This is a genomic window from Pseudomonas sp. UBA5706 (genome assembly GCF_002419965.1).
Classification (GTDB): domain Bacteria; phylum Pseudomonadota; class Gammaproteobacteria; order Pseudomonadales; family Pseudomonadaceae; genus Aquipseudomonas.
Window position 1 is genome coordinate 112,278 of sequence record NZ_DIHC01000011.1, and the last position, 23,294, is coordinate 135,571.

Consider the following 23,294-nt stretch of genomic DNA (forward strand, 5'->3'; position numbering starts at 1 on the left):
TCAGCCGCGCCGCCGTGCACGATTGCTGCGATAGGTGTCGAGGACGACCGCAACGACAATTACAGCGCCGGTGATGATCCGCTTGGTCGGCTCAGTAGCGCCGATTTGCGCAAGGCCCGCCGCCAGAACGGAGATGATCAGGACGCCGAAAAAGGTACTGATCACCGAACCACGCCCCCCCATCAGACTGGTACCACCGATCACCACGGCAGCGATGACCTGCAATTCAAGGCCTGAGCCTGCGTTAGGGTCTGCCGCTTCCAGGCGCGAAATCTGGAACAGCGCAGCGACGCCCGCCAGCAAACCCATCAGCGAGAACACCAGGATCTTGTAGGGCTTCGGATTGATCCCTGCCAGGCGCACGGCCTCTTCGTTAGTGCCAATGCCGATCAGGTAACGACCGAACACTGTACGGGTAAGCACCGCTTGCGCAGCGAAGATCACGATCAGTGCGATGACGAACGAGGGTGATATACCAAAGGCAAACGGATTGGAAAGCCAAGCGTAGGAGTCGCCGATATAGGCCGTGCGCGAATCGGTCAACTGATAGGCCACACCGCGCGCCATCTCCAGCACACCCAACGAGACAATGAATGAAGGAATACGCCAGGCCACGGTAATCGAGCCGGTCAACGTGCCAGCGGCGGTGGCGCAGGCCATACCCAGCAGCGCCGAAGGCAACACGCCCCAGCCCCAGCCCAGCATTGCGACGCTGACCGCCGACGCCGCCAACGCCAGTACCGAACCGACTGACAGGTCGATGCCGCCAATGATCAAAATGAAGGTCATGCCGACCGCCAGCACCATCAGATCCGGGATCTGGTTGGCCAAGGTGCTGAAGGTTTCATAGGACAGGAAGTGATCGCTGAGCAGTGAAAACAGCACGATCATCGCCAGCAAGGCGCCCGCCAGGCCCAGGTAGGTGCCCAGGCCGAAATAATTGCCGCTGCGCTTGCCCGGTGAAGGCAGCGCGTCAGGAGTAGTGGAGGTTTTCATCGGTCATTCCTGGGGGCCGCTTCGCAGAGCAGCGCATCACGTTTCTGATAGCCGGCGAAGGCGGCGGCAAGTAGTTCATCCTGAGTCCAGCTGTCACGCTCGAAGGTGTCGATCAAGCGCCCGGCAGAGAGCACACCGATCCGATCACAGATCAGCATCAACTCACGCAAATCACTGGACACCACCACCAGCGCCCTGCCCTGGCGGGTCAACTCGCCCAGCAGCGCGTAGATATCGAATTTGGCGCCTACGTCAATGCCGCGGGTCGGTTCATCGAACAGCATCACCTGGCAATCACGTTCCAGCCAACGCCCGATGACGACTTTCTGCTGGTTGCCACCGGACAGTTCGGACACCAATTGCGTGGGACTCGAACTGCGGATCCGCATGGCATCCACCTGACGTCTTGCCAACGCCATCTCCGCACTTCCGTTGACCACGCCGCCGCTGGAGATGGCCTCCATGTTACCGAGCGCAATGTTAGCGCTGATCGACTGTGACAGCAGCAGGCCCTCGCCCTTGCGGTCTTCGGTGATGAGCGCGATACCGTGGCTGACAGCATCCACCGGCGAGCCGATGCGTACAGCCTGCAACGGCTCACCCACCGAAATGGTACCGGAGTCGGCGGAGTCTGCACCGTAGATCAGGCGCAGCAATTCGGTGCGGCCGGCGCCTATCAAGCCGGAAATGCCAAAAATCTCACCAGCCCGCACCTCAAAGGACACGTCGCGCACCTTGTCGGAACGGCCCAGGCCGTTTACCGATAGCGCGACCTTACCGATGCTGCGCTCGCCCAGGTCGATGTGCTCGCCCAGTTCGCGGCCCACCATCAGGGTCACCAACTGCTCGCTGTTGTAATTAGCCATCGCATCGACACACACCAGTTTGCCATCGCGTAACACGGCGATGCGCTGTGCGACGCGAGCGAGTTCTTCCAGGCGATGGGAAATGTAGATGATGGAAACGCCACGGTCCTGCAAACGGGTAATCTGCTCGAACAACATTTCCACTTCACGCGCCGTCAGCATGGCAGTGGGCTCGTCGAGAATTAGCACGTGGCAATCACCGATCAGGTTGCGGGCGATCTCCACCATTTGCTGGTGACCGATGCCCAGTTCGCCGACCAGCGTGTCGGGATCGATGGCTTCCAATCCTACTTGAGCCATGGCCCTGATGGAGTTTTCACGCAGCTTGTTGCGGTTGATGAAGCCGGCCCGGCTGGGCAGGTTGTCCAGGAACAGGTTTTCGGCAACCGACAACGTTGGCAGCAGGTTGAGCTCCTGCATGACCATACGCACACCGAGCTTCTCAGCGTGGGTACGACTGGCCGGTGCGTAAGCCTGTCCCTGAAACTGCATCTGGCCGGTGGTAGGCGTGACCAGCCCGCCGATGATTTTTGACAGGGTGCTTTTACCCGCTCCGTTCTCTCCGGTCAGTGCCAACACTTCTCCGCGCATCAGCGTCAGATCGATGTCACCGAGAACAGGTTGGACGTAGGTTTTGCCAATACCGCTGACAGATAGAACAGCGGCCTGAGCAGACGCTGACATAACGCTCTCCACGCGCCAGCCCGGCATGCAGGCTGGCGGTATTTTCGGGTATTTGAGGGGTCGTGCTTATTGAGGCTTGGTGACCAGCTCTACCGGGGTCTCGATCACGCCGTCCTTGATGTCGAGCTTTTCACCCTTGACCATCTTCAAAGCGGTATCGATGCCGAATACAGCTTGACGAGCAGCGAACTGGTCGGCGGTTGCCAGAACACGGCCATCCTTGAGCATGGGCTTGATGGCGTTGATGTTGTCATAACCGACCACCTGCACTTTGCCCGCCTTACCGGCAGCACGCACCGCAGACACCGCGCCTAGGGCCATGCTGTCGTTACCGGCCAGCAACGCTTTAAGGTTCGGGTATTCATTGAGCATGGCCGACGCGACGGCATTGCCTTTGTCGATCTCCCAGTTGCCCGATTGAGTGGAGACAATCTTCATCTGCGCGCCATCCATCGCGTCCTTGAAGCCAGCGGTGCGTTGCTGTGCGTTGGTGGTCGTCGGCACGCCTTCGATGATCCCGACTTCATCACCGGCTGTCAGCTGTTTGGCAAGAAAATCACCCACCAGTTTCGCGCCCTTGCGGTTATTGGGGCCTACGAACGGTACTTCGATGCTTTTGCTTTTGAGCACGTCGGCATCAAGCTGATTGTCGATATTCACGACCTTGATACCGGCATCCATCGCTTTCTTGATTACTGAAGCCAGGGCTTTCGAGTCGGCAGGCGCGATGACCAATGCATCGACCTTCTTCACGATCATCTGATTGACGATATCGATCTGCGCGGTGGTATCGGATTCGTTCTTGATACCGTTAGAGATCAAATCGAAGTCATTGGGATGCTCTTTCTGGTATTCCTTGGCGCCATCCTCCATCGTCAGGAAGAACTCATTGGCAAGGGATTTCATCACCAGAGCGACGGTGGGCTTCTTCGCGTCGTCAGCGTAGGCAGAAGAGAGAGGCAGGGTTACCGCCGTGGCGGTGAGCATGGCAACAGCAAGAAGGCGTGCAGCGAATGGCAGCTTCATGGAATCACTCCGACTTTATGATTATTTTATCGGCACCGTTTGCGACTCCCAGCCACTTCACCTGAGCGAATCGCAAACGTTTGCGTGGGTGAAACTATGGGAATGAGCGAGGGTTTTGTCAACAACCTGAATCAGCTAGCAGCGACTTCAGAATGTTCTTACAGAGACGGCGGCGTTGAAACTGCTTAGTCACATCCCGCCCTGGGGGTTCAAACGAAGGCGAGGCAGGATTTGGCAGGCAAGGTCCTAGCTTTGTAATGCTCAACCTTGCCTGCGCACGCCTTCAAGTTCAGTAACCCCGATAAGCGCCGTCATGTGCACAACATTAGACCGATCGTCTTGAATGAAGCGACCTATTAGGGTGACGTTACCAGCCCCTTTTTACTCTTCCTTCTTAACCGTCGCGACCTCGTCAGCGCGTACTCTCACGGTTTTGCCGGAGATGTCTTCGAATTCATAAAAGCCATCTTTGCTTTTGGTCTTGGGCACATCCTTGGTGAGGTATTGCGTGCCGTTCTGCAGGGTGACCACCGTAGCCGTCGAACACCCGCCAAGCGTCGCACAACACACTAACGCAACAGACAACCCCAACCCTCTGATATTCATACCGATTCCTCTATTTTCCAATCATTGCGAACTGATTCGCCAATAGTGAATCAGATCGACTCAATCAATTTTGGTTCGCTGTGCAAACGCGTCAGAACAATCAATTAGTTGAGCAGCGACACAGATAGGTCCCTCTCAGTATTGCGAAACGTCCCACACTGAAATACTGTATGCGCATACAGCTATGCGAAGGATGCTCTCATGCCCACCAATACCGTTACAACGCCGGCCCCCTATGAACGTCTGGCCCTGCGCATTCAGAAAATAATCAACTCGACGACCGCGCAGAAGTCCCGCTCTGCCCTGATCTTCCGTCTTGCGGACGAGCTTGAAGATGACTGGAATCAGTTGCTTGGAGAGATCGCCGAGAATGACAACGTGACGCTGGCCTGGCGGGACGATGGCGGCGTTCAGGTCTTCTGGACCGTTCCCAAGGAAGACTGATGCATCACCCGCTCATAAGCCGGTGGCCGAGAACATCAACGCCGTCAAAACCTGCCACCCTCTGAACAAACCCTGAAGATTCGTCCCGTTTCAATCAGCCCGTAGTTGGAATTCAATGCCCAGATTTTTTGTTTTACTCCTGTTAGTCTTCGCCTTTCTGCAAAATGCATCCGCCGACGTCAAGATTGGCACCTGGAACCTTGAGCACCTGAGTGTGCGTCCAAACAAGGATTTCCAGAGCATCGCCAAAGTTGCGCAAAATGTCGACTTCCTCGCCGTGCAGGAGCTTATGAACGAGGATGCGCTCCAGGCGCTTGCCCAAGCGTTAACCCGCCAGACGGGAAAACACTGGAGTACCATGGCCTCTCATGCAGTGGGCCGATCGTCCTATAAGGAAATGTACGGTTTCGTCTGGCGGGACGATGTCGTTGCTTACGAGGATGGCGCCGTCACGTACCTGGACCGCGGCGACACCTTCGAGCGCGAGCCCTACTCGGCCCGATTCAAGTCGCTCAAGGACGGCAGTACGTTCGTTGTCGCTACAGTGCACATTCTGTATGGCAAAAATCAAGCGGATCGTGCGTCGGAGATCACCGCGCTGTCCAGCTACTGGGCGTGGTTGAAAGACACCTATTCGGACAACGGTCAGATCATGCTGATGGGCGACTTCAACACACCTCCGACTTCACCGGCGTGGGCCACCCTGGATGCCAGCGCCAAACCGCTGGTGCTGAACGGCGCCAGCACGCTGTCGAGCAAGGACGGCAAGTTTGCCAATCTTTACGACAACATCTTCATCAGTAAAAACTCGACAATCAAAGTCAACAACATCCAGGTGTTCGATTATCCGAAATACCTGGGCCTGACCCACGTCCAAGGCCGCGAAAGCGTTTCCGACCATGCGCCGATTTTTCTGAACGCCAGCTTCGGCGCCAACGGCACCGTTGCGCAGGCAGCGCCGGTGAGGTCCGCACTGCCCAATCCGATGATGCCCACCAGGCCCTCCGCATCCGCGGCGAATAATCTGAGCGCGGCGATTCGCGGCAACAAGAAGACCATGGTTTACCACCGCCCGGATTGCCCGTCGTACAACGCGGTTTCGGAGAAAAACAGGATCGAATTCATTAGCCCTGCGGCGGCAGAGGCGCAGCACTATCATCTGGCTGGCAATTGCCACTGAGAGGTTCGAACTCCTTGGTGCGCGCCTTAACGGCAGGCGCGTTTCCTATCCTTCTATTTACGAGCCCTGTCGTGCTGGACGCATCCGTCGTAATAGGTCTGCCTGACGGCGGCAGGCTTTAGACGCGACCGACTGTTGTAGGTCTGCTCCGTGATCCCCACTGCCATCTTGCGCATCCATGGTTGAGAGAAATTACGTGCCTGCAGCTTCTTTCGGGCGCTATAAAGCGTTGTCCCGGAGAGCTTGGATTGCTGGGCATTCGCCGCTATCCCTGCGCCCCATTTACACACTTGCAGATCGCTCTTGCTAACATCTCGGGCCTGCGCAGGAACTGCCGCCACCATCAAAACCAATGCCGCTATGCCCAAACCCACACTTCGCATATGCCTCGTCCCGGATTATTTGAAAGAAACAGATTTTTTCAGAAATTGTCACCTATGAGGGCCATCAGGTTGCTTTTTTTACAACCAAAGGCTCGGCGTCATGCATTTCATGCGTCCTGCCCTGTGCAGGACCTACCCCATACGACATTTATCTAAACAAACCACACATCGAGTGGTCGGTATTCACATGCAGCGCTCATGAAACCAGCAAAGCGAGGTAACGATGACTATTGATAACGAGCTTAAAAACGAAGTCCTGACGCGCCTGTTGCACGCCCATCCCGCCGGTCTTGGCAAAGAGATTCTGGATAATTACCGTGGGGAGCACGAGGTCGCCAGGACACTCGAACATCTGCAGGACGTTGGACTCATCCATGACGGCTGCGTAGACAGCTCGGCCAAGGGCGAGACCACACTCAAGTACCCGGTCAAGCTCAGCGCCGCGGGAGTCGATGCGGCCAAGCAGATATGACCCAGCTGAGGGTGTAGTTGCACTTTTTATAAAGGAAGGCGTATCGAGAACGCCGGACACGGGTGACGCAGCAGGCGGGACGGGACGAGAGAAAGTGGTGTTTTCCCCAAGTGCTGCGCCCCCTGATCATCCATGAGCCGGGCAAGCAGTAGCGCTACAGGGGAACCAGAAGAAGCTACAAGCTTGGCCGGCTTTTCATCACATGAACAATGTGACTTGGTAAGTCCAACTGCATGCTGCCTTACACGGGCGGATAATCACCTGTACCGTCCGGCCAAGGCGTCAGTAATTCAAACCCGTCGTCCGTTACCGCCACCATATGCTCCCATTGCGCTGATAATGACTGATCGCGGGTCAACACGGTCCAGCCATCATCCAGCACATGCGTTCCAGGTTTTCCGGCGTTGATCATCGGCTCGATGGTAAACACCATCCCCGCCTTGAGCTTCAATCCCTTGCCCGCGGCTCCGTAATGCAACACCTGCGGCTCTTCATGGTATTTGCGGCCGATGCCATGACCGCAATACTCACGTACGACGCTGAAGCCTTCCCGATAGGCAACGGTCTGTATCGCATTACCGATATCGCCCAGTGTGGCACCCGGCCTCACAATACGGATACCTGCCAGCGTCGCTTCATAGGTCGTCTCAACCAGACGTCGCGCCAACGGGCTGACCTCGCCAACGTAGTACATGCGACTGGTATCGCCGTACCAGCCATCCTTGATCACTGCGACATCGATATTGACGATGTCCCCTTCCCTCAGGATGTCATCCGGTGAAGGAATACCGTGGCAGACCACCGTGTTGGGCGAAATGCAGGTGGTCTTGGTGAAGCCGTGATAGCCCACATTGGCAGGAATGACTTTCAACTCATTGACGATGTAGTCGTTGCAAATATCGTCCAGTGCCTCGGTGCTGATGCCTGGCTTGACGTGCTGCGCGATCATTGCCAGAACGTCGGCCGCCAGGCGCCCGGCGATGCGCAAACCTGCCAGATCGCTTTCGCTTTTTAGGCTAATACTCATTGCTACACCGCCCTGGCGTGATGCTCACGCCCCGCTGAGTCAGCCAACTGCGCACTCGACCGCGTCTCTTCTTCAGCTTCAGCGCGGATGAGAAGTTGACAGATATCGGAGTAGTTCAGGCCCGGGTTCAGTTCGGCGAGCATGCCGACCCGCATCCAGTGCTCCGCCTGAGCGTTGATGGATCGACTCAGCGCTGCGCTGGCGGATCGAATATTGGCGTGCATCTGTTCGGAAATTTTGACCAGTCCCATGACTACCTCGCTATTAATATACGAAGCATATACGTTCCATATATTCGCTCGCAAGACGTCATTCTGCGATACGAACGTCCTCAGGCAGAGGCTTGCGCTTTTGCGTCCACCGCGCATTCGGACAAGGAGGTCGCCAGCTGTGATATCGCGTCCCGATCCTCCTCACTCAATACACGGTAATGAGTGATGATTGCCCGCTCTGCCTCATTGAGCGACTCTTCTGGCATCGGCGTGCGCTTACCCGATAACACGTAGAGAAGGTCGACGCCCTTTTCACCCAGAGCGGCAAGATAGTCGGAACGAGGGATGCGATCTCCATTCTCGTACTTGCCTTGGGCGTTGGCTTCAACGCCGCCAATGGCGCCGAACTCCTGTTGCGAGAGGCCAAGGCTTTTTCGCTCCTCTTTGAGGCGTGAACCAATATCTTTCATGAACGCGAGCCTCGAAATTGACTATGTTTAAAGCAAGACCCTGTCGGTACAGGGGAGTTGCGGTTCAGGCGACATTTGTTCAAGCTGCGCGTCCTTCTACCTGAGCGGCCACACAACATCAGTAACCGTACAACCCAAGTCATTGCACAACCAACGCGATCACACGCCTTAAGGAACCGCACGACGCGGCCGATAACCCGGATGGACAGCTTGCCATTTTGCGTGGCAACCCGATTGTTGTAGTTCGGAGAACCAGACGTGATTATATTTTTGCTGGGGTGGATTGCCCTGTCACTGGTAGGCACTGTCGTTGCCGTTGGTCTGATCAGGACGGGCAAGAGACGCCAACCCGACGACGTTGATAGCGCTGCCGCCCATGAACCTGTTCCGGTAACCGTGCCAGCAAGGTACGAACGCTGAGTCTGAACACTTGTTCTTCATGCGCCTGACCGTAGGGTACTTCGGATTACTCGATTGCATACTGCGTGTGCTCGGCCGGGTAAGCCTGCGCGCACGGCACGAAGGACACCCCTTCCAGGCCTATGCTGAACTGACGAACGCCCGCCGCCAGGGCCAGGAAGTCTTCGCGCTGCATTTCATTGCCCCAAACGCGGCTGAACGGTGTATCACCCTTCTGATGAGTGGAAGCCAGGTTGGTGTCGGCTTGAGTGGTTTGCATGGTCGAGCCCTCTTGACTGAATACTGTTTAAACATACAGTATTTTCAAGAGCAGCCAAACGCAAGCCTCGATTCGACGAGCGGTCGCTCGCTGTCCCGTGTTGTAACCAGGAAGGTGGCTCAAGCCTGCGTAAGTCTTTGCAGCCGGGTCATGTCCTCTTCAGTCAGCACAATTCCCTCACTCAGGGATTTTTCCCGCTGCTTATAGCGACGATCCCCAGGCATCCGCTGCTGACCCACGCCGTGCATCTGCCGAACCAGTTCTTCACTGCGCTGGGCAAACGCTTGTCCGCGACCCTTATCGGGGTCTATGACGATGATCGTCTGCCCGGTCCAGGGCGTCTGCGCTCCCGGTTTGCTGGACATGTCAAATTCGAATGAAAAATTGCCCCCGCAGACAGCGGCACACAGCAACTCGACCATCATTGAAAGCGCGGAGCCTTTGTGGCCACCGAACGGCAAGAGCGCCCCGGCGTTGAGAATCGCCTTGGGGTCTACCGTGGGCAACCCGGCGCTGTCCACGCCCATGCCCGGCGGCAACATCCGCCCTTCCCTGGCGGCAATCTGCACATCGCCGTGCGCCATGGCGCTGGTCGCCATGTCAAACACGATCGGTTGCCCACCGGCACGCGGCGCGGCGAAGGCAATCGGATTAGTGCCGAATAGAGGTTTGTGCGCCTGGTGAGGAACCACGCAGGTCATGCTGTTGACCACGCTTAGAGCCACCAGCCCTTCTTGGGCAAACGGCTCGACGTCAGGCCACAGCGCCCCGAAGTGATGAGAGTTGCGAATCGCCAGAATCGCGATACCCGCCGCGCGCACTTTCTCGATCAATAGCACCTTGGCGGCCTGCATGGCCGGCTGGGCAAAACCGCCATTGGCGTCCACCCGCACGAAACCTGCGGCCACATCCTCCACCTTCGGCACCGCTTGACCATCGACCCAGCCAGCAGCCAGCGACGCCAGATAACCCTTGATGCGAAAGATGCCATGGCTATGAGATCCGTCGCGTTCGGCGCTGGCGCAATTTTCGGCCAGCACCGCCGCCACCTCTGCCGAGGTGCCGTGGCGTAGGAATATCCGGCGCAGCAGGTCAGTCAGATCCGCAAAGGAAATCGTCTGCATAGCAATTGGGTCAAGGGGTGAAGACATCTGAAGCTCCAGTGTGGTTATTGGAAGTGGAAGCGCAACAGATCGTACGAACGGTCTGAGAGTACTGTGCGCGAGCAAACGGGTAAACTGCACGCCGGCGTATTGATGACGGTGCGCCAAACACCGCTATAAGGATCGATCAATGGATTGTCAGACCCTCGTCCTCGGCGCCGGAATCATCGGCGTTTGTTCCGCACTGCACCTGCAAGCCGCAGGCCAGCGCGTAGCGCTGCTCGATCGTGATGAGCCTGGTCGCGGTACGAGCCATGGCAACGCTGGGCTGATCGAGCGTTCCAGCATCATCCCCTACGCCTTTCCGCGCGAATGGCAACGATTGTTGCGCTACAGCCTTAACCGCCAGTCGTCGATGCGTTTCAGTCCGGCGTTTCTGCCCCGTCTGGCGCCGTGGCTCCTCGAATATTGGCGCCAGTCTTCGCCGCAGAACCTGGCCCTCGCCAGCCGCGCCATGCGACCTTTAATCGAACGCTGCGTCAGCGAGCATGATCTGCTGGCAGCCGCTGCGGGCATGACCGGGCTGATCCACGCCAAGGGCTGGATCGAGTTTTATCGCGATCAACATGAGTTCGATCTGGCCGCCGCCGATGCCAGCACCTATGACCAATATGGTCTGAAGTACGAAATTCTGAATGCCGGTCAGTTGCGCCAACGCGAACCCAACCTAAGTGGTGTGTTCGGCGGTATTCACTGGCTCGACCCCAAAAGCGTGAGCGATCCGGGTGCACTGGTGCGCGGTTATGCCGCTTTGTTCGTGCAGCGCGGTGGCATGCTGCTCCGGGGCGACGCACGTAGCCTGGATCAGCGCGGTGCGCGCTGGGAAGTGCAAAGTAGTCAGGGGCTGATCAGTTCGGAGCAGGTGGTGCTGGCGATGGGACCGCAATCGGGGGATATCTTCTCGAAACTGGGTTATCGCATTCCATTGGCAGTCAAGCGCGGATACCACATGCATTACGCCTCACAGCCAGGCGCGCAGTTGCAGCATTCGGTGATCGACGCCCAGGCAGGGTTCGTTCTGGCGCCCATGGCACGTGGCATTCGCCTAACCACCGGCGTCGAATTCGCCGCCAGCGATGCGCCGCCTAATGATATTCAACTACGCCGCTGTGAGGCCATCGCCCGCCAGTTGTATCCGTTGGGTGAACGACTGGACGCAGAGTCGTGGTTAGGGCGCAGACCATGCTTGCCGGACATGCGTCCGGTCATCGGCCCGGCAGGCAGTCATAAGGGGCTGTGGTTTAACTTTGGCCACGCTCATCATGGCTTGACGCTGGGGCCGGTCGCCGGACGTTTGCTGGCGCAAATGATGACCGGAGCGCCAACGTTTACCGACCCTGCGCCCTACCGCCCCGCGCGTTTTTACTAAGCGGCCTGCCGTGACCATGGAAACGGCAGCGCGAGGACTCAGTCCAGGCGTTTCTTGAAAAATAGCCGTTGATGCCCGGGCGGGTAGTCCTCCAGTTGACCGAACGCCTGATAGCCGTGCTTGCGGTAGAAATCCGGAGCCTGGAAATCGAAAGTGTCCAGCCAAACGCCGACGCAATTTCTTTGCCTGGCGAAATCTTCGGCCTTTTCCATCAGTTGACTGCCAATACCTTCCCCGCGCACCTGTTTCGGCACTACCAACAGATCAATGAACAACCACCGGTATAAAATGCGCCCGTGCAGCCCGCCGAGAACGGCTTCGCTTTTTTCATCACGCACGAAAAAGGCGAATTTTTCAGGCATCCCCTCGCCCGCTTGCTCGGCGTTGTAGGCCCGCAAAGGATTCAGAATCTGTAGACGTTCGTCTTCGCTGGGGTTGTTTTTGAATTCGATCCGCACACTCATGCTTCGCTTCCTGCTGATCTGGAAAAGAAACACAAGGTTGTCGAATTCGGCGGTGTGAGTAAAGCGAGGATTAAGCGGTGGGAGGCGCCGGGCGGCGCTCCCACCAAAGGGCGGTTACGAGCGTTTGAAAGCGCGCCCTTTCGGATCAGTCTTTCTGATCGCGCAGGATGTTGCCGGAGTTGCCGTCTATACGGAATTCGTAGGTCAGGCTGTCAGCCTTGCGGCCTTCACCTTCCCAATAACCCTTATCATCGGCCTCGATCTTGTAGATCTCGGTGTAACCGGCCGATTTCGCCTTTTCGATCGCTTTCTCAATGGTGATCCAACCGGCGCCCGGTTTATCCGCCAATGCGAACGGGGCGGTGGCCAAGGCGGCGGTGGCGAGGACAGCAGCAGTAAGTGTCTTGATCATTTTCGAACTCCATTTCCCTTTGCGGGCTATATGACTTGCGAGTGTTAGGAGTTCGCCGGAAGAAAAATAGTTCAGGTAAGGTTTTGTAACGAGATGCGGCGAACCAGGCCCGGGACCCGTTGCGGCAGCAGCGTCTTCCTGCGCTGGCGCCCCGAGAATCGCTGCCGCCGGCAAGCCCGACGGCGAATGCCAACGGTGAACGATCAGTGCTTGACCTTGCGCCGCAGGACGCCATTCAACACGACGACAGCCACGGCCACGAAGATTGCGATGTATTGGAAAGTCTTCTCGTCGAGCACGCCGGTTTTCTGCAGATGCGACAGGCCAAGCATGAGGGCCAGCACGCTCAGGGCGATGATGATCGAATAAATCAAACGCTGCTTGTGGGTCATTGCAAAGCTCCTGAAAGCGGGTGGAAATCATTGATGCGACGCAAACGCGACCAACATCTTACGCGGTCCCGGCCTGCGTGGCACCTCGCAGCGCCCTTCACACCCCTGCGACAACGGGGCCGCGTCACTGAATCCTGTCACCCTGCCGTGGTTTAATACCCGCACGTTACGTCTTTATAAGCATTCCCCTGTCGTCCAAAGGAGTACCCCCCAATGCCCCATGAAGGCAGCCTGTTGCAGGCCGCGGTCGTGTTTTTGCTCGCCGCCGTTGTGACGGTCCCTCTAGCCAAACGCCTGCAACTGGGCGCGGTAATCGGTTACCTGATCGCAGGCGTGATCATTGGTCCTTCCGGGCTGGCACTGATAGGCAACCCACAAAGCGTGGCGCACATTTCCGAATTGGGGGTGGTGTTACTGCTGTTCATCATTGGCCTGGAGCTTTCCCCGAAACGCCTGTGGATCATGCGTAAATCGGTATTCGGCGTGGGCCTGGCCCAAGTGCTGCTCACCGGTCTGGTGATCGGAACGGTCGCCCTGCTCGGCTTCGGTCAACCCCTGAACAGCGCCGTGGTGCTGGGCCTGGGACTGGCGCTGTCGTCCACGGCCTTCGGCCTGCAAAGCCTGGCCGAGCGCAAGGAACTCAATGCCCCCCATGGCCGCCTGGCATTCGCCATCCTGCTGTTTCAGGACATCGCGGCGATCCCGCTGATCGCATTGGTGCCGATGCTCGCTGGAGGCAACCATGATGCATCCTCGGCTGACTCGCTGCGTCATGGTCTGCAGGTGCTGGGCGGGATCGCCGTGGTAGTGGTCGGCGGACGTTATCTGTTGCGCCCGGTGTTTCGGATCGTGGCCAAGACCAAGCTGCAGGAAGTCTCGACCGCTACCGCCTTGCTGGTCGTCATCGGCACCGCGTGGTTGATGGACCTGGTAGGCGTGTCCATGGCGCTGGGGGCATTTCTCGCTGGCCTGCTGCTAGCCGATTCCGAGTATCGCCACGAGCTGGAAGCGCAGATCGAGCCCTTCAAGGGCCTGCTGCTGGGGCTGTTCTTCATCAGCGTGGGCATGGGCGCCAATGTCGGCCTGCTGTTCAGCTCGCCGATCACGGTGCTGGCCCTGACCGTATTGCTGATCGGCCTGAAGTTGCCGCTGCTGTTCTTCGTCGGTCGCATGGCCGGCGGCCTGAGCAAGCAGAGCGCGTTGCGCCTTGGCCTGGTCCTGGCTGCCGGCGGTGAGTTTGCGTTCGTGGTGTTCAAGATCGGTCGTGATCAGGGACTGTTCGACGCCAGCCTGTATGACACCCTGGTGTTGACGATCACGCTATCGATGGCCCTCACGCCACCGCTGTTGCTGGTGCTGTCGCGCTGGCTCAAGCCCAAGCCGGTGACGCGGGAAGTGCCCGCCGAATACAAGGAAATCGACTCCGATAACCCCCGCGTGGTTATCGCGGGCATGGGCCGTATGGGACAGATCGTGGCGCGTATCCTGCGGGCGCAAAACATCCCGTTCATCGCGCTGGACACCTCGGTGGAAACCATCGAATTCACCCGCAGTTTCGGCAACGTGCCGGTGTTCTACGGCGACCCGTTACGGCCGGAGATCCTGCGCGCCGCCAAGGTCGATCAGGCTGAATATTTCGTGATCGCTACCGACGATCCGGACACCAATATCAAGACCGCGGAACTGGTGCGAAAGCTGTATCCGCACCTCAAGATCATCGCGCGTGCGCGTAACCGGCAACACGTGCACCGCCTGATGGACCTCGACGCGCAGACCGTGCGGGAAACCTTCTATTCCAGTCTGGAAATGACCCGACGCACCCTCATCGGCCTGGGCTTGAGCGAGGCGCAGGCGGCGGCGCGCATTGATCGTTTCAAGCGTCACGACGAACAGGTGCTCAATCGTCAGCACCTGATTTACGACGATGCGGCAAAGGTCATGCAAAACGCGCTGGAGGCCAGGAACGAGTTGGCCGATCTGTTCGAGTCCGACCGCATCGACGAAGAAGCAGAGCAAGCCGCCAAGGGCTGATCAGGGTTGGTGCGACAGCTTCACGTGCTCGATGAAACGGGTCACCGCCGGCGCCTTCTCGTAACGGCGGTGAGTCAGCGACAGGTATGCGCTGGGCTGACAGTCATCGATGTGTCGGTGCAGCACGTTGGGCAGCCTGATGTGCTCGGCCACCGCCTCGGGCACGACCGCCACGCACTGTCCCAGGCTGACCAGCGCGATGACTGAGACCAGGCCACCCGGTTGCGGCCCCAGGGTCGGAGCAAAGCCGCCTTGGGCCGCCACTTCGAGGTGCCGCAAATTTGCTCGGGAAGGATAAAGGTCTTGTTTTGCAGATGCACGGCGTTGATCGCTTTGAGCTAGCACAGCCAGGAACTGCTCGGCAGCGCCAGGGTGAAGCCTTCGGTTACCAGCTTCAAGCCACAGATCGAATCCGGCAGGCTGGCGGGCGGCGCTGTACTGCAGGCGCGGTTTGTAGGTACGTTGATGTGCAAGCTAATTCCGATGGTGCAGCTGGGATGCAACATGACAGGTAAAACAGCTGTCTCAGCATTCGCCTTACCTGAACATCTGCACTCACACCCTGCTCCAGCCAGCCATCCGCGTGCGCATGCCTGCCTTTATCTCGCGGCGAGTTGCCATACCCGCGCCAGATCCCGTGCTCGGTCATGCAGCAACGTCGCGGCACTGTCACAGGCCTGCTCCAGCGTCATCGGCCCACTCGTCACGGCAAACGCGGCGCTGATGCCATGGGCGTAAAGATCGGCATAGCCATCACCCAGAGTGCCGGCCAGCACGATGACCGGCACCTGCTGGCGTTGCGCGATTTTCGCAACGCCAAATGGCGTCTTGCCGCGCAGCGTCTGGGCATCGAAACGCCCTTCCCCGGTGATGACCAGATCAGCGCCAGCCAGCGCCCCGGCCAGGCCGGTCAGGTCCGCGACCACTTCCACGCCTGGACGAAACGACGCATTCAGATAAGCCCTGGCAGCAAAGCCCATTCCGCCCGCGGCACCACTGCCAGGGTGCTCCCGCTCATCCTTGCCCAATACACGGGCCGACTGTTCGGCGAAATGGTCCAGCGCAGCATCCAGCGCCAGCACCTGCTCGGCAGACGCACCTTTTTGCGGACCGAAAATATGCGACGCGCCATTGGGCCCGCACAGCGGGTTGTTGACGTCAGCCGCCACTTCGAACTGCACATCGTTCAAGCGCGGGTCCAGTGAGGCCAGCTCGATATGCGCAACCTTGCCCAGGGCCAGGCCGCCGAGGGGCAGTGGCTGGTGTTCGCGATCAAGAAAACGTGCACCCAATGCCGAGAGCATGCCGGTGCCAGCGTCATTGGTCGCACTGCCGCCGATGGCCAGGATCACCCGCTGCGCGCCAGCATCCAATGCAGCGGCAATCAGTTGCCCGGTGCCGAAAGTGGTGGTCACCGTCGCGTCGCGCTGTGCGTGGGTCAACATCTGCAGCCCGCTGGCCATGGCCATTTCGATGATGGCGGTGCGGGTCTGGGCGAGCCAACCCCACTGAGCCTGAGTCGGTTGCCCCAGCGGGCCGCAGGCCTTTGTGGTCATCCATTGCCCGCCGCAGGCCGCCAGCACCGCTTCGATGGTGCCCTCCCCACCATCGGCCATCGGGCATTCGACCAGCTGCGCATCGGGCCACACCTCGCGCAGGCCGCCGGCAACCGCCTGGGCCACAGCTTGCGCGCTAAGGCTGTCCTTGAAGGAATCCGGGGCGATGACGATTTTCATGGTGTTCTCCTTATCGAATGTCGCGATCTTCGCACGGCGGCCGGGGCTTTGCGCCGGACCTTCGCACAACGCTGCACAAGGCGGCGTTGTTCATACGAACAAAACGGGTCGGCGATCTGCTGTAGCGGCTTGTTTTAGCGCGGCACCATTTGCATGCCCAGATAGAGTCTCAACAGATCATCGGTCCGATACGGATCACACCCGCTGACCTCAGCGATCTTTTCCAGCCGGTAACGCAGGCTGTTGCGGTGGATACCCAGCGCGTCGGCGCACGCCTGGCTTTCACCGCTGTAATCGAACCAGGCGCGCAGGGTATCGAGCAACTGGCCATTGCCCTGGAGACGCAGCACCGGTTCGGCGACGCCTATGGCCAGCCAATCGTGACGATTGCGCCAGAACAGCACCTCCAGCCGGTGACTCGCCAGGCGCAGCAAACGCTGTTGCGGCTGATTATGGCGAGCATAATCGAGCAGATCCCGCGCCGCAGAGCAGGCCTCGCGCAGCGTGGCAAGGTCCGACGAAGGTTCGATCGTCGCCATGCGCGACACTGGCCAGCCTTGCTCGTCGAACTGCTCCAGCAGCAAGGCATCGTCACGCTCCTTGCCCGCGGCGCGGCACCAGTAGACCAGGCTCGGCTCGCAGGACACACACCAGCTGTTGGCGTAGCGCCCGTTGAGCCAGGCGGCGAGCTGTCCGCCGTGGCCGACATTGGCCGGCAGCTCGATCAACACCGCCTGGCGCGGCAACTTGGGCTGCAAACCCAGTTGTTCGGCCTCATCGAGCAAATGCCCGACGCCGTCGCCCAGCAACAGACGCGCCAATAGATCTTCGCTGCGCTGATGCCGCCACTGCTGATCGGCTTGTTGCCTGCGGTGCTCCATGAGCATTTCGGCGGTCATCTTCACCAGCTCCGCATACACCCGCACCTGGTCCGGCTCACCGGTGATGCCCAACACCCCTACCAGCTTGCAATCGAGCATCAACGGCAGATTTACCCCTGGACGCACACCGTTGAGGTGTTTAGCGGTATGAGAATCAATCTCCACCACTCGGCTGTTGGCCAGCACCAGTTGCGCGCCCTCGTGCCGGCTATAAAGACGTTCGGCCTCGCCGCTGCCGATGATGATGCCCAGATAATCCATGACGTTGACGTTACACGGCAGAATCGCCATCGCCCGATCAACGATGTCTTGGGCCAGGGCGTGATCAAGGGCAAACATGAGGCGCGTCCGGTACACGAAGCGGTTGAAGGTTCATACACATCACGAATTGTTTTTATGGATTTTGCGAGTCTGCCTGAAATTTGCGCCGAGTTCCTGCATGACAATCGGTCGCCACGGATACCCAACGCTCCGGCAGCATGGCAAAGTGCCCCGCGACCCCACGAAGAATGCCAGAGATCGCGCCACTTGCCCTTACACCGCGTTGCCCTGTTGCTGCCCTTTCTGACCCTGTCAGCCTGCGCCTCCAGCGACGTGCCGTTGGGCCAAGCGAGTTTTGCCGACTATCGCCAGCAGACCCTTGCCTGGATGGAGCACAAGCGCACCTTCCAGACCGATGACCACGCCGCCGAGCTTGAGTGGAATGCGCCCCGTGAGTGGCGGCCCGCTGGCATGCCCAGGCGCGGGATCCTGCTCGTGCACGGGCTAGGGGATTCGCCCTGGTCGTTCAACGACATCGGCCAGAAACTGGCAGGCCAGGGTTTTCTGGTGCGGACCTTGTTGCTGCCGGGGCATGGCAGCAAGCCTGCGGACATGCTCGATGTCACGCTCAAGCAGTGGCAACAGGTGGTGCGCGAGCAAACACAAGTGTTACAGCGCGAGGTGCCGTTGGTATACCTGGGCGGCTTTTCCACCGGCGCCAATCTGGTGCTGGATTACGCCTATGAACACCCGGAAATCGCCGGATTGGTGCTGTTTTCCCCTGCTTTTCGCCCAGCCAATGCCTACGCCTGGGCGACCCAGTACATCGGCTGGTTTCGGCCATGGCTGGCTAAGCCCGAGGATGGCGTGCGTCCCATGCAAACGCCGGTGCGCTACCTTAACGTGCCAACCAATGGCTTTGCCCAGTTCTATCGCAGCGCGCTGTCGGCGCAGCGCCATATCCACGCGCGGCCTTACGACAAGCCGGTATTCGTGGCCATCACCCAGCACGACTCGGTGCTCGACACAGCCTATGTGCTGGACAATTTCAACACGCGTTTCAACCACCCGGACAGCCGCCTGATCTGGTACGGGGATGCGCCCGCGCCGGCAGCCAGGACCGCGCGGGTGCTGGTGCGCAGCGACTACCTGCCCGAGCAGCGCATTGCCCAGTTCTCCCACATGGGCCTGCTGTTCTCACCGGATAATCGCCTGTATGGCGAGAACGGCAGCCAGCGGCTGTGCTGGAATGGTCAAGATGCAGCCGCCATGCAGAAGTGCCTGGCCGGCGAGCCGGTGTGGTATTCGGACTGGGGGCACCGTGAGCCGGGCAAGGTGTTCGCACGGCTGACGTTCAATCCCTACTTCGAATGGCAGATGGGTGTGATGCTGGGGGTTCTGCGCGCGGCATCGACGTCTGAATGACGCCCGCCCTGGAAGTCCCACACCCCGGATCCTGCCGAAGGCGTAGGAGCAAGCTTGCTCGCGATCTGCTGCGCAGCAGCAGTAAACCCTGTGCGCGCGTTGTGTCTGAAGCAGCAAAGGTGGCGGATTTTGCTGCCACTGCGCGCCAGATCGCGAACAAGCTTGCTCCTACGGCCTTCGAACAAAATCATGAGCTTTAAAGTTTTGTGTTGCGTCTGCTAACGGGTCACTCCACGGGCGCCAGGCGTTCGCGGCTGTTGCTCAGGTGCGTCCACATGGCCGCCCTCGCCGCATCCGGGTCCTGGCGCCTGATCGCCGCCAGAATCGCTTCGTGTTCCAGATTCGCCAGATAGGCGTGATGGGTTAGGCTAGCCCCTGCCCGCTCGGCCGAAGCGATGCGGCTTCGGGGAATGACTGCGCTACCCAGGTTATGCAGAATTTCGAAGAAATACGGATTGCCGGTCGCCTCGGCGATTAACAGGTGAAAGCGCCGGTCAGCCTCCACGCAACTGTCTTCCTTGGCCAGCAGGTCCTGGTAGTCATCCAGCGCCCTGCGCATCGCTGCCCATTGCGCCGGGGTGCGTCGCTGCGCCGCCAGCGCCACGGCCTGGACTTCCAGGCCCATGCGCAGTTCGATGATGTGGCGCACGCTGAATGCCGTCTCGATATTCAGCCGCATGCTCCTGGGTTCCGAGCGTTGCAGCACGAACGTACCCCTGCCCTGATGGGTTTCGACCAGACCCGACGCCTGCAACTTGGAAATCGCCTCACGCACCACCGTGCGGCTGACCCCGTGCTGCCGGACGATTTCGCTCTCCGAGGGTAGCTTTTCACCGGGCGCGATCGACCCCATGAGAATGCGTTGGCTCAGGTCAGTCACAAGATCGGTCGCCAGGTTGTGTTGCCGACGCTTGGGAATCGTACGAGTGGGGGTTTGCATGGGCCAATTGTCCGAACAGTGGGGAGGGATGGGCCGAACAAGGCGCAGTGCAACTTGTATCTTTCCGGCCTGGGGGTGCATGCAGCCGAGCGTAGATGAGCCTGGCGATGCTCGCGGGCCCTCCCTCTACCCCGTGCAAAGCCAGAACCTTGGGCCTGGCCGGCGCTCGTTCAACTTATCATACAAGCTGGCTAGGCTCGGTTAAATAATCCCCAGAACGGCATGAAATAGCTTGCCGAGGCGATGCGCACTTGTATGATGACTAACGACAACACGCACCTTGTCATCTGTACACACAACCACCCGCATAAAAATAATCAGTGGGAGTACATCAAAGTGAGCACATCCTCATCACACGTGGACGACGCCAACGTGCGCGTCTTGCAGTCGGCGGTTTCGAAAGTCAAACATCATATCCTGCCGCTGTTCGTCATCATGTTCATCGTCAACTACATTGACCGGGTCAATATTGGCTTTGTGCGAAGTCACATGGAACATGACCTGGGCATTGGTGCCGCCGCCTACGGCTTTGGTGCAGGCCTGTTCTTCATTGCATACGCGCTGTTCGAAGTGCCCTCCAACATCCTTTTGCAGAAAGTCGGTGCGCGCATCTGGCTGACCCGGATCATGCTGACCTGGGGTCTGGTGGCCGCAGGGATGGCCTTCATCCAGACCGAAACCCACTTTTATATCCTGCGCTTTCTATTGGGCGTGGCTGAGGCCGGGTTCTTTCCAGGCGTGATCTACTACTTCACCCGCTGGTTGCCAGGCGTCGAACGCGGCAAGGCGATTGCTATCTTCCTCAGTGGCTCAGCCTTTGCCTCGCTGATCTGCGGTCCGCTCTCCGGCCTGCTCTTGCAAATCGAGGGGCTGGGACTCCACGGCTGGCAGTGGATGTACCTGATCGAAGGCCTGTTCTCGGTAGGCCTGTGCGTTTTCGTCTGGTTCTGGCTGGACTCAAGGCCTCACGACGCCAAGTGGCTGAGCAATGCTGAAAAGGACGCGCTGGTCAACACCATCGACGCCGAACAGCGCGCGCGTGAAGCGGCCACCCCGGTGAAGCTGTCCATTGGCAAGCTGCTCAAGGACCCGCAAATCCTGCTGTTCTGCCTGATGTACTTCTTCATTCAACTGACGATCTATGCCGCGACGTTCTGGCTGCCGAGCATCATCAGGAAGATGGGCGAGCTGAGCGACTTTCAGGTCGGGCTGTACAACTCGATTCCGTGGTTCATCGCCATTGTCTGCATGTATGGCTTTGCCAGCGCGTCAGCCAGGTGGAAATACCAGCAAGCCTGGGTCGCTGCCGCGCTGTTGATTGCCGCCGCCGGGATGTTCATGTCCACCACGGGCGGGCCGGTGTTCGCCTTCGTCGCGATCTGCTTTGCGGCCATGGGTTTCAAATCGGCTTCGTCGCTGTTCTGGCCGATTCCCCAAGGCTATCTGGACGCGCGTATAGCAGCGGGTGTGATTGCCCTGATCAACTCGGTGGGCAACCTGGGCGGCTTCGTCGCACCCACCGCCTTCGGCATCCTCGAACAGCAGACCGGTTCGATTCAGGGCGGCCTGTATGGCCTCACCGCAACCTCGATCATCGCTGCGATGCTGGTCTTCGCCGTACGCACCACGCCCAAACCCGGCGCGGCGTCGGTAGCCCGAGTGGATGCGACGCCCAGTCCTTCCTGATGCTCAGTCACTTAAAAGCCTGAAACCCGTGTTAACGGCGCCGACCCAGGCGCCACGCAAACCCAAGGATTTAGCCATGACCACACAGCATTCCGGCGGCACCCCCGTCATCACCCAGATGCAGGTCATCCCGGTGGCAGGCCATGACGACATGCTGCTCAACCTGAGCGGCGCCCACGGCCCTTACTTCACACGCAACATCGTGATTCTCAAGGACAACGCAGGCCACACCGGCGTGGGCGAGATTCCCGGCGGAGAAAAGATCCGCCAAACCCTGGAAGACGCCCGCACGCTGGTGGTCGGCAACACCATCGGCAACTATCAAAAAATCCTCAACGATGTGCGCCGCACCTTCGCCGAGCGCGACTCGGGCGGTCGTGGCCTGCAGACCTTCGACCTGCGTATCACCATTCACGCGGTCACCGGCATTGAAGCCGCCGTGCTCGACCTGCTCGGCCAACATCTGCACGTCCCGGTCGCGGCGCTGCTCGGTGAAGGCCAGCAGCGTGACGAAGTAAAAATGCTCGGTTACCTGTTTTACGTGGGCGACCAGACCAAGACCAACCTGCCGTATCGCACCGAAAACGACGCCGATAATGAATGGTTCCGCGTGCGTCACGAAGAGGCTTTGACTCCGGACGCTGTGGTGCGTCTGGCCGAAGCCGCGTTTGCCCAATATGGCTTTGAGGACTTCAAGCTCAAGGGCGGCGTGCTCAGTGGCGATGCGGAAATCGAAGCGGTGACCGCGCTGGCCGAGCGTTTTCCGAAGGCGCGCATCACCCTGGACCCCAACGGCGCCTGGTCGCTGAAGGAAGCGATCCGGCTGTGCCGCGATCAACACAAGGTCCTGGCCTACGCCGAAGACCCGTGCGGCGCGGAAAACGGTTACTCGGGCCGTGAAGTGATGGCTGAATTCCGCCGCGCCACCGGGCTGCGCACCGCGACCAACATGATTGCCACCGACTGGCGTGAAATGGGCCACGCAATCCAGCTGCAATCGGTGGACATCCCGCTGGCCGATCCGCACTTCTGGACGATGCAGGGTTCGGTGCGCGTGGCGCACATGTGCAACGAATGGGGCCTGACCTGGGGTTCGCATTCCAACAATCACTTCGACATTTCGCTGGCGATGTTTACCCAGGCGGCTGCCGCTGCGCCGGGCAACATCACCGCCATCGACACCCACTGGATCTGGCAGGACGGCCAACGCCTGACCAAGGCGCCGCTGCAGATCATCGGCGGCAGCGTGCAAGTGCCGAAGAAGCCGGGGCTGGGGATTGAGATCGACATGGACCAAGTGGCCAAGGCCCACGAGCTGTACAAAGGCATGGGCCTGGGCGCGCGGGATGACAGCGCGGCCATGCAATTTTTGGTGCCTGACTGGACATTCAATAACAAGCAGCCTTGCCTCGTTCGATAGGCATTCAGGTTCGACTAACACCGGACGCCGTGCAGCGAGCGTCCGGCTGCCTGAAACCACTCCACATCA

The 23,294-nt window shown here is 59.3% G+C and carries 24 protein-coding genes and 1 pseudogene; 8 read left to right on the top strand and 17 right to left on the bottom strand.

From position 1 onward, the window contains the following. The 4 genes from B3I26_RS06210 to B3I26_RS06225 form a co-directional block, all read right to left on the bottom strand. Nucleotides 1-996, bottom strand: a complete 996-nt coding sequence (locus B3I26_RS06210) for an ABC transporter permease (protein ID WP_296256154.1) — start codon at nt 994-996, stop codon at nt 1-3. Then, entirely contained in the window at nt 993-2,546 is a 1,554-nt protein-coding gene (locus tag B3I26_RS06215; RefSeq protein ID WP_296256156.1) for a sugar ABC transporter ATP-binding protein, read from the bottom strand. The genes B3I26_RS06210 and B3I26_RS06215 overlap by 4 nt, the downstream gene beginning before the upstream one ends. A gap of 66 nt (nt 2,547-2,612) precedes the next feature. Continuing rightward, complete coding sequence (locus B3I26_RS06220) at nt 2,613-3,572, bottom strand: sugar ABC transporter substrate-binding protein (RefSeq protein WP_296256157.1); 960 nt, start codon at nt 3,570-3,572, stop codon at nt 2,613-2,615. Nucleotides 3,573-3,953: 381 nt separating this feature from the next. Further along, nucleotides 3,954-4,178 (bottom strand): YgdI/YgdR family lipoprotein, encoded by a 225-nt coding sequence (locus B3I26_RS06225; RefSeq protein ID WP_296256158.1) that lies wholly within the window; start codon nt 4,176-4,178, stop codon nt 3,954-3,956. 201 nt (nt 4,179-4,379) lie between these two features. Between B3I26_RS06225 and B3I26_RS06230 the strand changes: the two genes are divergently transcribed. Further along, nucleotides 4,380-4,622 (top strand): DUF1654 domain-containing protein, encoded by a 243-nt coding sequence (locus B3I26_RS06230; protein WP_296256159.1) that lies wholly within the window; start codon nt 4,380-4,382, stop codon nt 4,620-4,622. 115 nt (nt 4,623-4,737) lie between these two features. Next, a complete protein-coding gene (locus B3I26_RS06235; protein ID WP_296256161.1) occupies nt 4,738-5,802 on the top strand; it encodes an endonuclease/exonuclease/phosphatase family protein in 1,065 nt (354 codons plus the stop codon). 53 nt (nt 5,803-5,855) lie between these two features. On the opposite strand, the gene B3I26_RS06240 is transcribed toward B3I26_RS06235, so the two are convergent. Then, nucleotides 5,856-6,185 carry a hypothetical protein gene (locus tag B3I26_RS06240; RefSeq protein ID WP_296256163.1) on the bottom strand — a complete coding sequence of 110 codons (330 nt, stop codon included), beginning with the start codon at nt 6,183-6,185 and terminating at the stop codon, nt 5,856-5,858. 223 nt (nt 6,186-6,408) lie between these two features. Between B3I26_RS06240 and B3I26_RS06245 the strand changes: the two genes are divergently transcribed. Next, nucleotides 6,409-6,657, top strand: coding sequence for a hypothetical protein (locus B3I26_RS06245; protein ID WP_296256165.1), 249 nt, complete (start codon nt 6,409-6,411; stop codon nt 6,655-6,657). A gap of 241 nt (nt 6,658-6,898) precedes the next feature. Here B3I26_RS06245 and map read toward each other — a convergent pair whose 3' ends face one another. The 5 genes from map to B3I26_RS06270 all read right to left on the bottom strand — a co-directional run bounded on the left by map (nt 6,899) and on the right by B3I26_RS06270 (nt 10,196). Then, nucleotides 6,899-7,684 carry a type I methionyl aminopeptidase gene (map, locus tag B3I26_RS06250; protein ID WP_296256167.1) on the bottom strand — a complete coding sequence of 262 codons (786 nt, stop codon included), beginning with the start codon at nt 7,682-7,684 and terminating at the stop codon, nt 6,899-6,901. Between the two features lie 2 nt (nt 7,685-7,686). Further along, a complete protein-coding gene (locus B3I26_RS06255) occupies nt 7,687-7,935 on the bottom strand; it encodes a ParD-like family protein (RefSeq protein WP_296256169.1) in 249 nt (82 codons plus the stop codon). A gap of 80 nt (nt 7,936-8,015) precedes the next feature. Beyond that, entirely contained in the window at nt 8,016-8,366 is a 351-nt protein-coding gene (locus B3I26_RS06260) for a helix-turn-helix domain-containing protein (protein ID WP_296256171.1), read from the bottom strand. Between the two features lie 466 nt (nt 8,367-8,832). Beyond that, on the bottom strand, nt 8,833-9,045 hold the full coding sequence (locus tag B3I26_RS06265; protein ID WP_296256173.1) for a hypothetical protein: 213 nt from the start codon (nt 9,043-9,045) through the stop codon (nt 8,833-8,835). A gap of 119 nt (nt 9,046-9,164) precedes the next feature. Next, nucleotides 9,165-10,196 carry an Ldh family oxidoreductase gene (locus B3I26_RS06270; protein WP_296256174.1) on the bottom strand — a complete coding sequence of 344 codons (1,032 nt, stop codon included), beginning with the start codon at nt 10,194-10,196 and terminating at the stop codon, nt 9,165-9,167. A 142-nt stretch (nt 10,197-10,338) separates the two neighbouring features. Here B3I26_RS06270 and B3I26_RS06275 point away from each other — a divergent pair, with 142 nt between their 5' ends. Further along, a complete protein-coding gene (locus B3I26_RS06275; protein WP_296256176.1) occupies nt 10,339-11,577 on the top strand; it encodes an NAD(P)/FAD-dependent oxidoreductase in 1,239 nt (412 codons plus the stop codon). A gap of 38 nt (nt 11,578-11,615) precedes the next feature. Here B3I26_RS06275 and B3I26_RS06280 read toward each other — a convergent pair whose 3' ends face one another. From B3I26_RS06280 to B3I26_RS06290, 3 genes are all read right to left on the bottom strand, one after another. Continuing rightward, nucleotides 11,616-12,041, bottom strand: coding sequence for a GNAT family N-acetyltransferase (locus B3I26_RS06280; RefSeq protein ID WP_296256177.1), 426 nt, complete (start codon nt 12,039-12,041; stop codon nt 11,616-11,618). Nucleotides 12,042-12,186: 145 nt separating this feature from the next. Further along, nucleotides 12,187-12,453 (bottom strand): PepSY domain-containing protein, encoded by a 267-nt coding sequence (locus B3I26_RS06285; RefSeq protein WP_296256179.1) that lies wholly within the window; start codon nt 12,451-12,453, stop codon nt 12,187-12,189. A gap of 203 nt (nt 12,454-12,656) precedes the next feature. After that, nucleotides 12,657-12,845 (bottom strand): hypothetical protein, encoded by a 189-nt coding sequence (locus tag B3I26_RS06290; protein ID WP_296256181.1) that lies wholly within the window; start codon nt 12,843-12,845, stop codon nt 12,657-12,659. A 213-nt stretch (nt 12,846-13,058) separates the two neighbouring features. Here B3I26_RS06290 and B3I26_RS06295 point away from each other — a divergent pair, with 213 nt between their 5' ends. Continuing rightward, a complete protein-coding gene (locus tag B3I26_RS06295; RefSeq protein WP_296256182.1) occupies nt 13,059-14,876 on the top strand; it encodes a monovalent cation:proton antiporter-2 (CPA2) family protein in 1,818 nt (605 codons plus the stop codon). Here B3I26_RS06295 and B3I26_RS06300 read toward each other — a convergent pair. The 3 genes and pseudogenes from B3I26_RS06300 to B3I26_RS06310 form a co-directional block, all read right to left on the bottom strand. Beyond that, a pseudogene (locus B3I26_RS06300) lies at nt 14,877-15,304 on the bottom strand (LysR substrate-binding domain-containing protein); the annotation flags it as partial. A 171-nt stretch (nt 15,305-15,475) separates the two neighbouring features. Continuing rightward, entirely contained in the window at nt 15,476-16,612 is a 1,137-nt protein-coding gene (locus B3I26_RS06305; RefSeq protein ID WP_296256183.1) for a glycerate kinase, read from the bottom strand. Nucleotides 16,613-16,746: 134 nt separating this feature from the next. Continuing rightward, complete coding sequence (locus tag B3I26_RS06310) at nt 16,747-17,832, bottom strand: sugar diacid recognition domain-containing protein (RefSeq protein ID WP_296256185.1); 1,086 nt, start codon at nt 17,830-17,832, stop codon at nt 16,747-16,749. Between the two features lie 189 nt (nt 17,833-18,021). Between B3I26_RS06310 and B3I26_RS06315 the strand changes: the two genes are divergently transcribed. Then, nucleotides 18,022-19,179, top strand: a complete 1,158-nt coding sequence (locus tag B3I26_RS06315) for an alpha/beta fold hydrolase (protein ID WP_296256186.1) — start codon at nt 18,022-18,024, stop codon at nt 19,177-19,179. Nucleotides 19,180-19,405: 226 nt separating this feature from the next. Here the strand turns inward: B3I26_RS06315 and B3I26_RS06320 are convergent, their stop codons facing one another. Continuing rightward, nucleotides 19,406-20,119 carry a FadR/GntR family transcriptional regulator gene (locus B3I26_RS06320; RefSeq protein WP_296256187.1) on the bottom strand — a complete coding sequence of 238 codons (714 nt, stop codon included), beginning with the start codon at nt 20,117-20,119 and terminating at the stop codon, nt 19,406-19,408. Between the two features lie 435 nt (nt 20,120-20,554). Here B3I26_RS06320 and B3I26_RS06325 point away from each other — a divergent pair, with 435 nt between their 5' ends. Both B3I26_RS06325 and gudD read left to right on the top strand, forming a co-directional pair. Then, nucleotides 20,555-21,805: an MFS transporter gene (locus B3I26_RS06325; RefSeq protein WP_296256475.1), complete on the top strand. Its 1,251-nt coding sequence runs from the start codon at nt 20,555-20,557 to the stop codon at nt 21,803-21,805. A 76-nt stretch (nt 21,806-21,881) separates the two neighbouring features. Further along, nucleotides 21,882-23,225 (top strand): glucarate dehydratase, encoded by a 1,344-nt coding sequence (gene gudD, locus B3I26_RS06330; protein WP_296256188.1) that lies wholly within the window; start codon nt 21,882-21,884, stop codon nt 23,223-23,225. Nucleotides 23,226-23,294: the final 69 nt, after the last annotated feature.

Excerpts from the sequence above, each read along its gene's own strand:
- B3I26_RS06235 (WP_296256161.1), top strand. The coding sequence starts at position 4,738 with ATGCCCAGATTTTTTGTTTTACTCCTGTTAGTCTTCGCCTTTCTGCAA.
- B3I26_RS06325 (WP_296256475.1), top strand. The coding sequence starts at position 20,555 with ATGTTCATCGTCAACTACATTGACCGGGTCAATATTGGCTTTGTGCGA.
- B3I26_RS06260 (WP_296256171.1), bottom strand. The coding sequence starts at position 8,366 with ATGAAAGATATTGGTTCACGCCTCAAAGAGGAGCGAAAAAGCCTTGGC.
- B3I26_RS06295 (WP_296256182.1), top strand. The coding sequence starts at position 13,059 with ATGCCCCATGAAGGCAGCCTGTTGCAGGCCGCGGTCGTGTTTTTGCTC.
- B3I26_RS06265 (WP_296256173.1), bottom strand. The coding sequence starts at position 9,045 with ATGCAAACCACTCAAGCCGACACCAACCTGGCTTCCACTCATCAGAAG.
- B3I26_RS06275 (WP_296256176.1), top strand. The coding sequence starts at position 10,339 with ATGGATTGTCAGACCCTCGTCCTCGGCGCCGGAATCATCGGCGTTTGT.
- B3I26_RS06225 (WP_296256158.1), bottom strand. The coding sequence starts at position 4,178 with ATGAATATCAGAGGGTTGGGGTTGTCTGTTGCGTTAGTGTGTTGTGCG.
- B3I26_RS06270 (WP_296256174.1), bottom strand. The coding sequence starts at position 10,196 with ATGTCTTCACCCCTTGACCCAATTGCTATGCAGACGATTTCCTTTGCG.
- B3I26_RS06290 (WP_296256181.1), bottom strand. The coding sequence starts at position 12,845 with ATGACCCACAAGCAGCGTTTGATTTATTCGATCATCATCGCCCTGAGC.
- B3I26_RS06240 (WP_296256163.1), bottom strand. The coding sequence starts at position 6,185 with ATGCGAAGTGTGGGTTTGGGCATAGCGGCATTGGTTTTGATGGTGGCG.
- B3I26_RS06215 (WP_296256156.1), bottom strand. The coding sequence starts at position 2,546 with ATGTCAGCGTCTGCTCAGGCCGCTGTTCTATCTGTCAGCGGTATTGGC.
- B3I26_RS06280 (WP_296256177.1), bottom strand. The coding sequence starts at position 12,041 with ATGAGTGTGCGGATCGAATTCAAAAACAACCCCAGCGAAGACGAACGT.
- B3I26_RS06230 (WP_296256159.1), top strand. The coding sequence starts at position 4,380 with ATGCCCACCAATACCGTTACAACGCCGGCCCCCTATGAACGTCTGGCC.
- B3I26_RS06320 (WP_296256187.1), bottom strand. The coding sequence starts at position 20,119 with ATGCAAACCCCCACTCGTACGATTCCCAAGCGTCGGCAACACAACCTG.
- B3I26_RS06305 (WP_296256183.1), bottom strand. The coding sequence starts at position 16,612 with ATGAAAATCGTCATCGCCCCGGATTCCTTCAAGGACAGCCTTAGCGCG.
- B3I26_RS06220 (WP_296256157.1), bottom strand. The coding sequence starts at position 3,572 with ATGAAGCTGCCATTCGCTGCACGCCTTCTTGCTGTTGCCATGCTCACC.
- B3I26_RS06210 (WP_296256154.1), bottom strand. The coding sequence starts at position 996 with ATGAAAACCTCCACTACTCCTGACGCGCTGCCTTCACCGGGCAAGCGC.
- B3I26_RS06245 (WP_296256165.1), top strand. The coding sequence starts at position 6,409 with ATGACTATTGATAACGAGCTTAAAAACGAAGTCCTGACGCGCCTGTTG.
- map (WP_296256167.1), bottom strand. The coding sequence starts at position 7,684 with ATGAGTATTAGCCTAAAAAGCGAAAGCGATCTGGCAGGTTTGCGCATC.
- B3I26_RS06310 (WP_296256185.1), bottom strand. The coding sequence starts at position 17,832 with ATGTTTGCCCTTGATCACGCCCTGGCCCAAGACATCGTTGATCGGGCG.
- gudD (WP_296256188.1), top strand. The coding sequence starts at position 21,882 with ATGACCACACAGCATTCCGGCGGCACCCCCGTCATCACCCAGATGCAG.
- B3I26_RS06285 (WP_296256179.1), bottom strand. The coding sequence starts at position 12,453 with ATGATCAAGACACTTACTGCTGCTGTCCTCGCCACCGCCGCCTTGGCC.
- B3I26_RS06255 (WP_296256169.1), bottom strand. The coding sequence starts at position 7,935 with ATGGGACTGGTCAAAATTTCCGAACAGATGCACGCCAATATTCGATCC.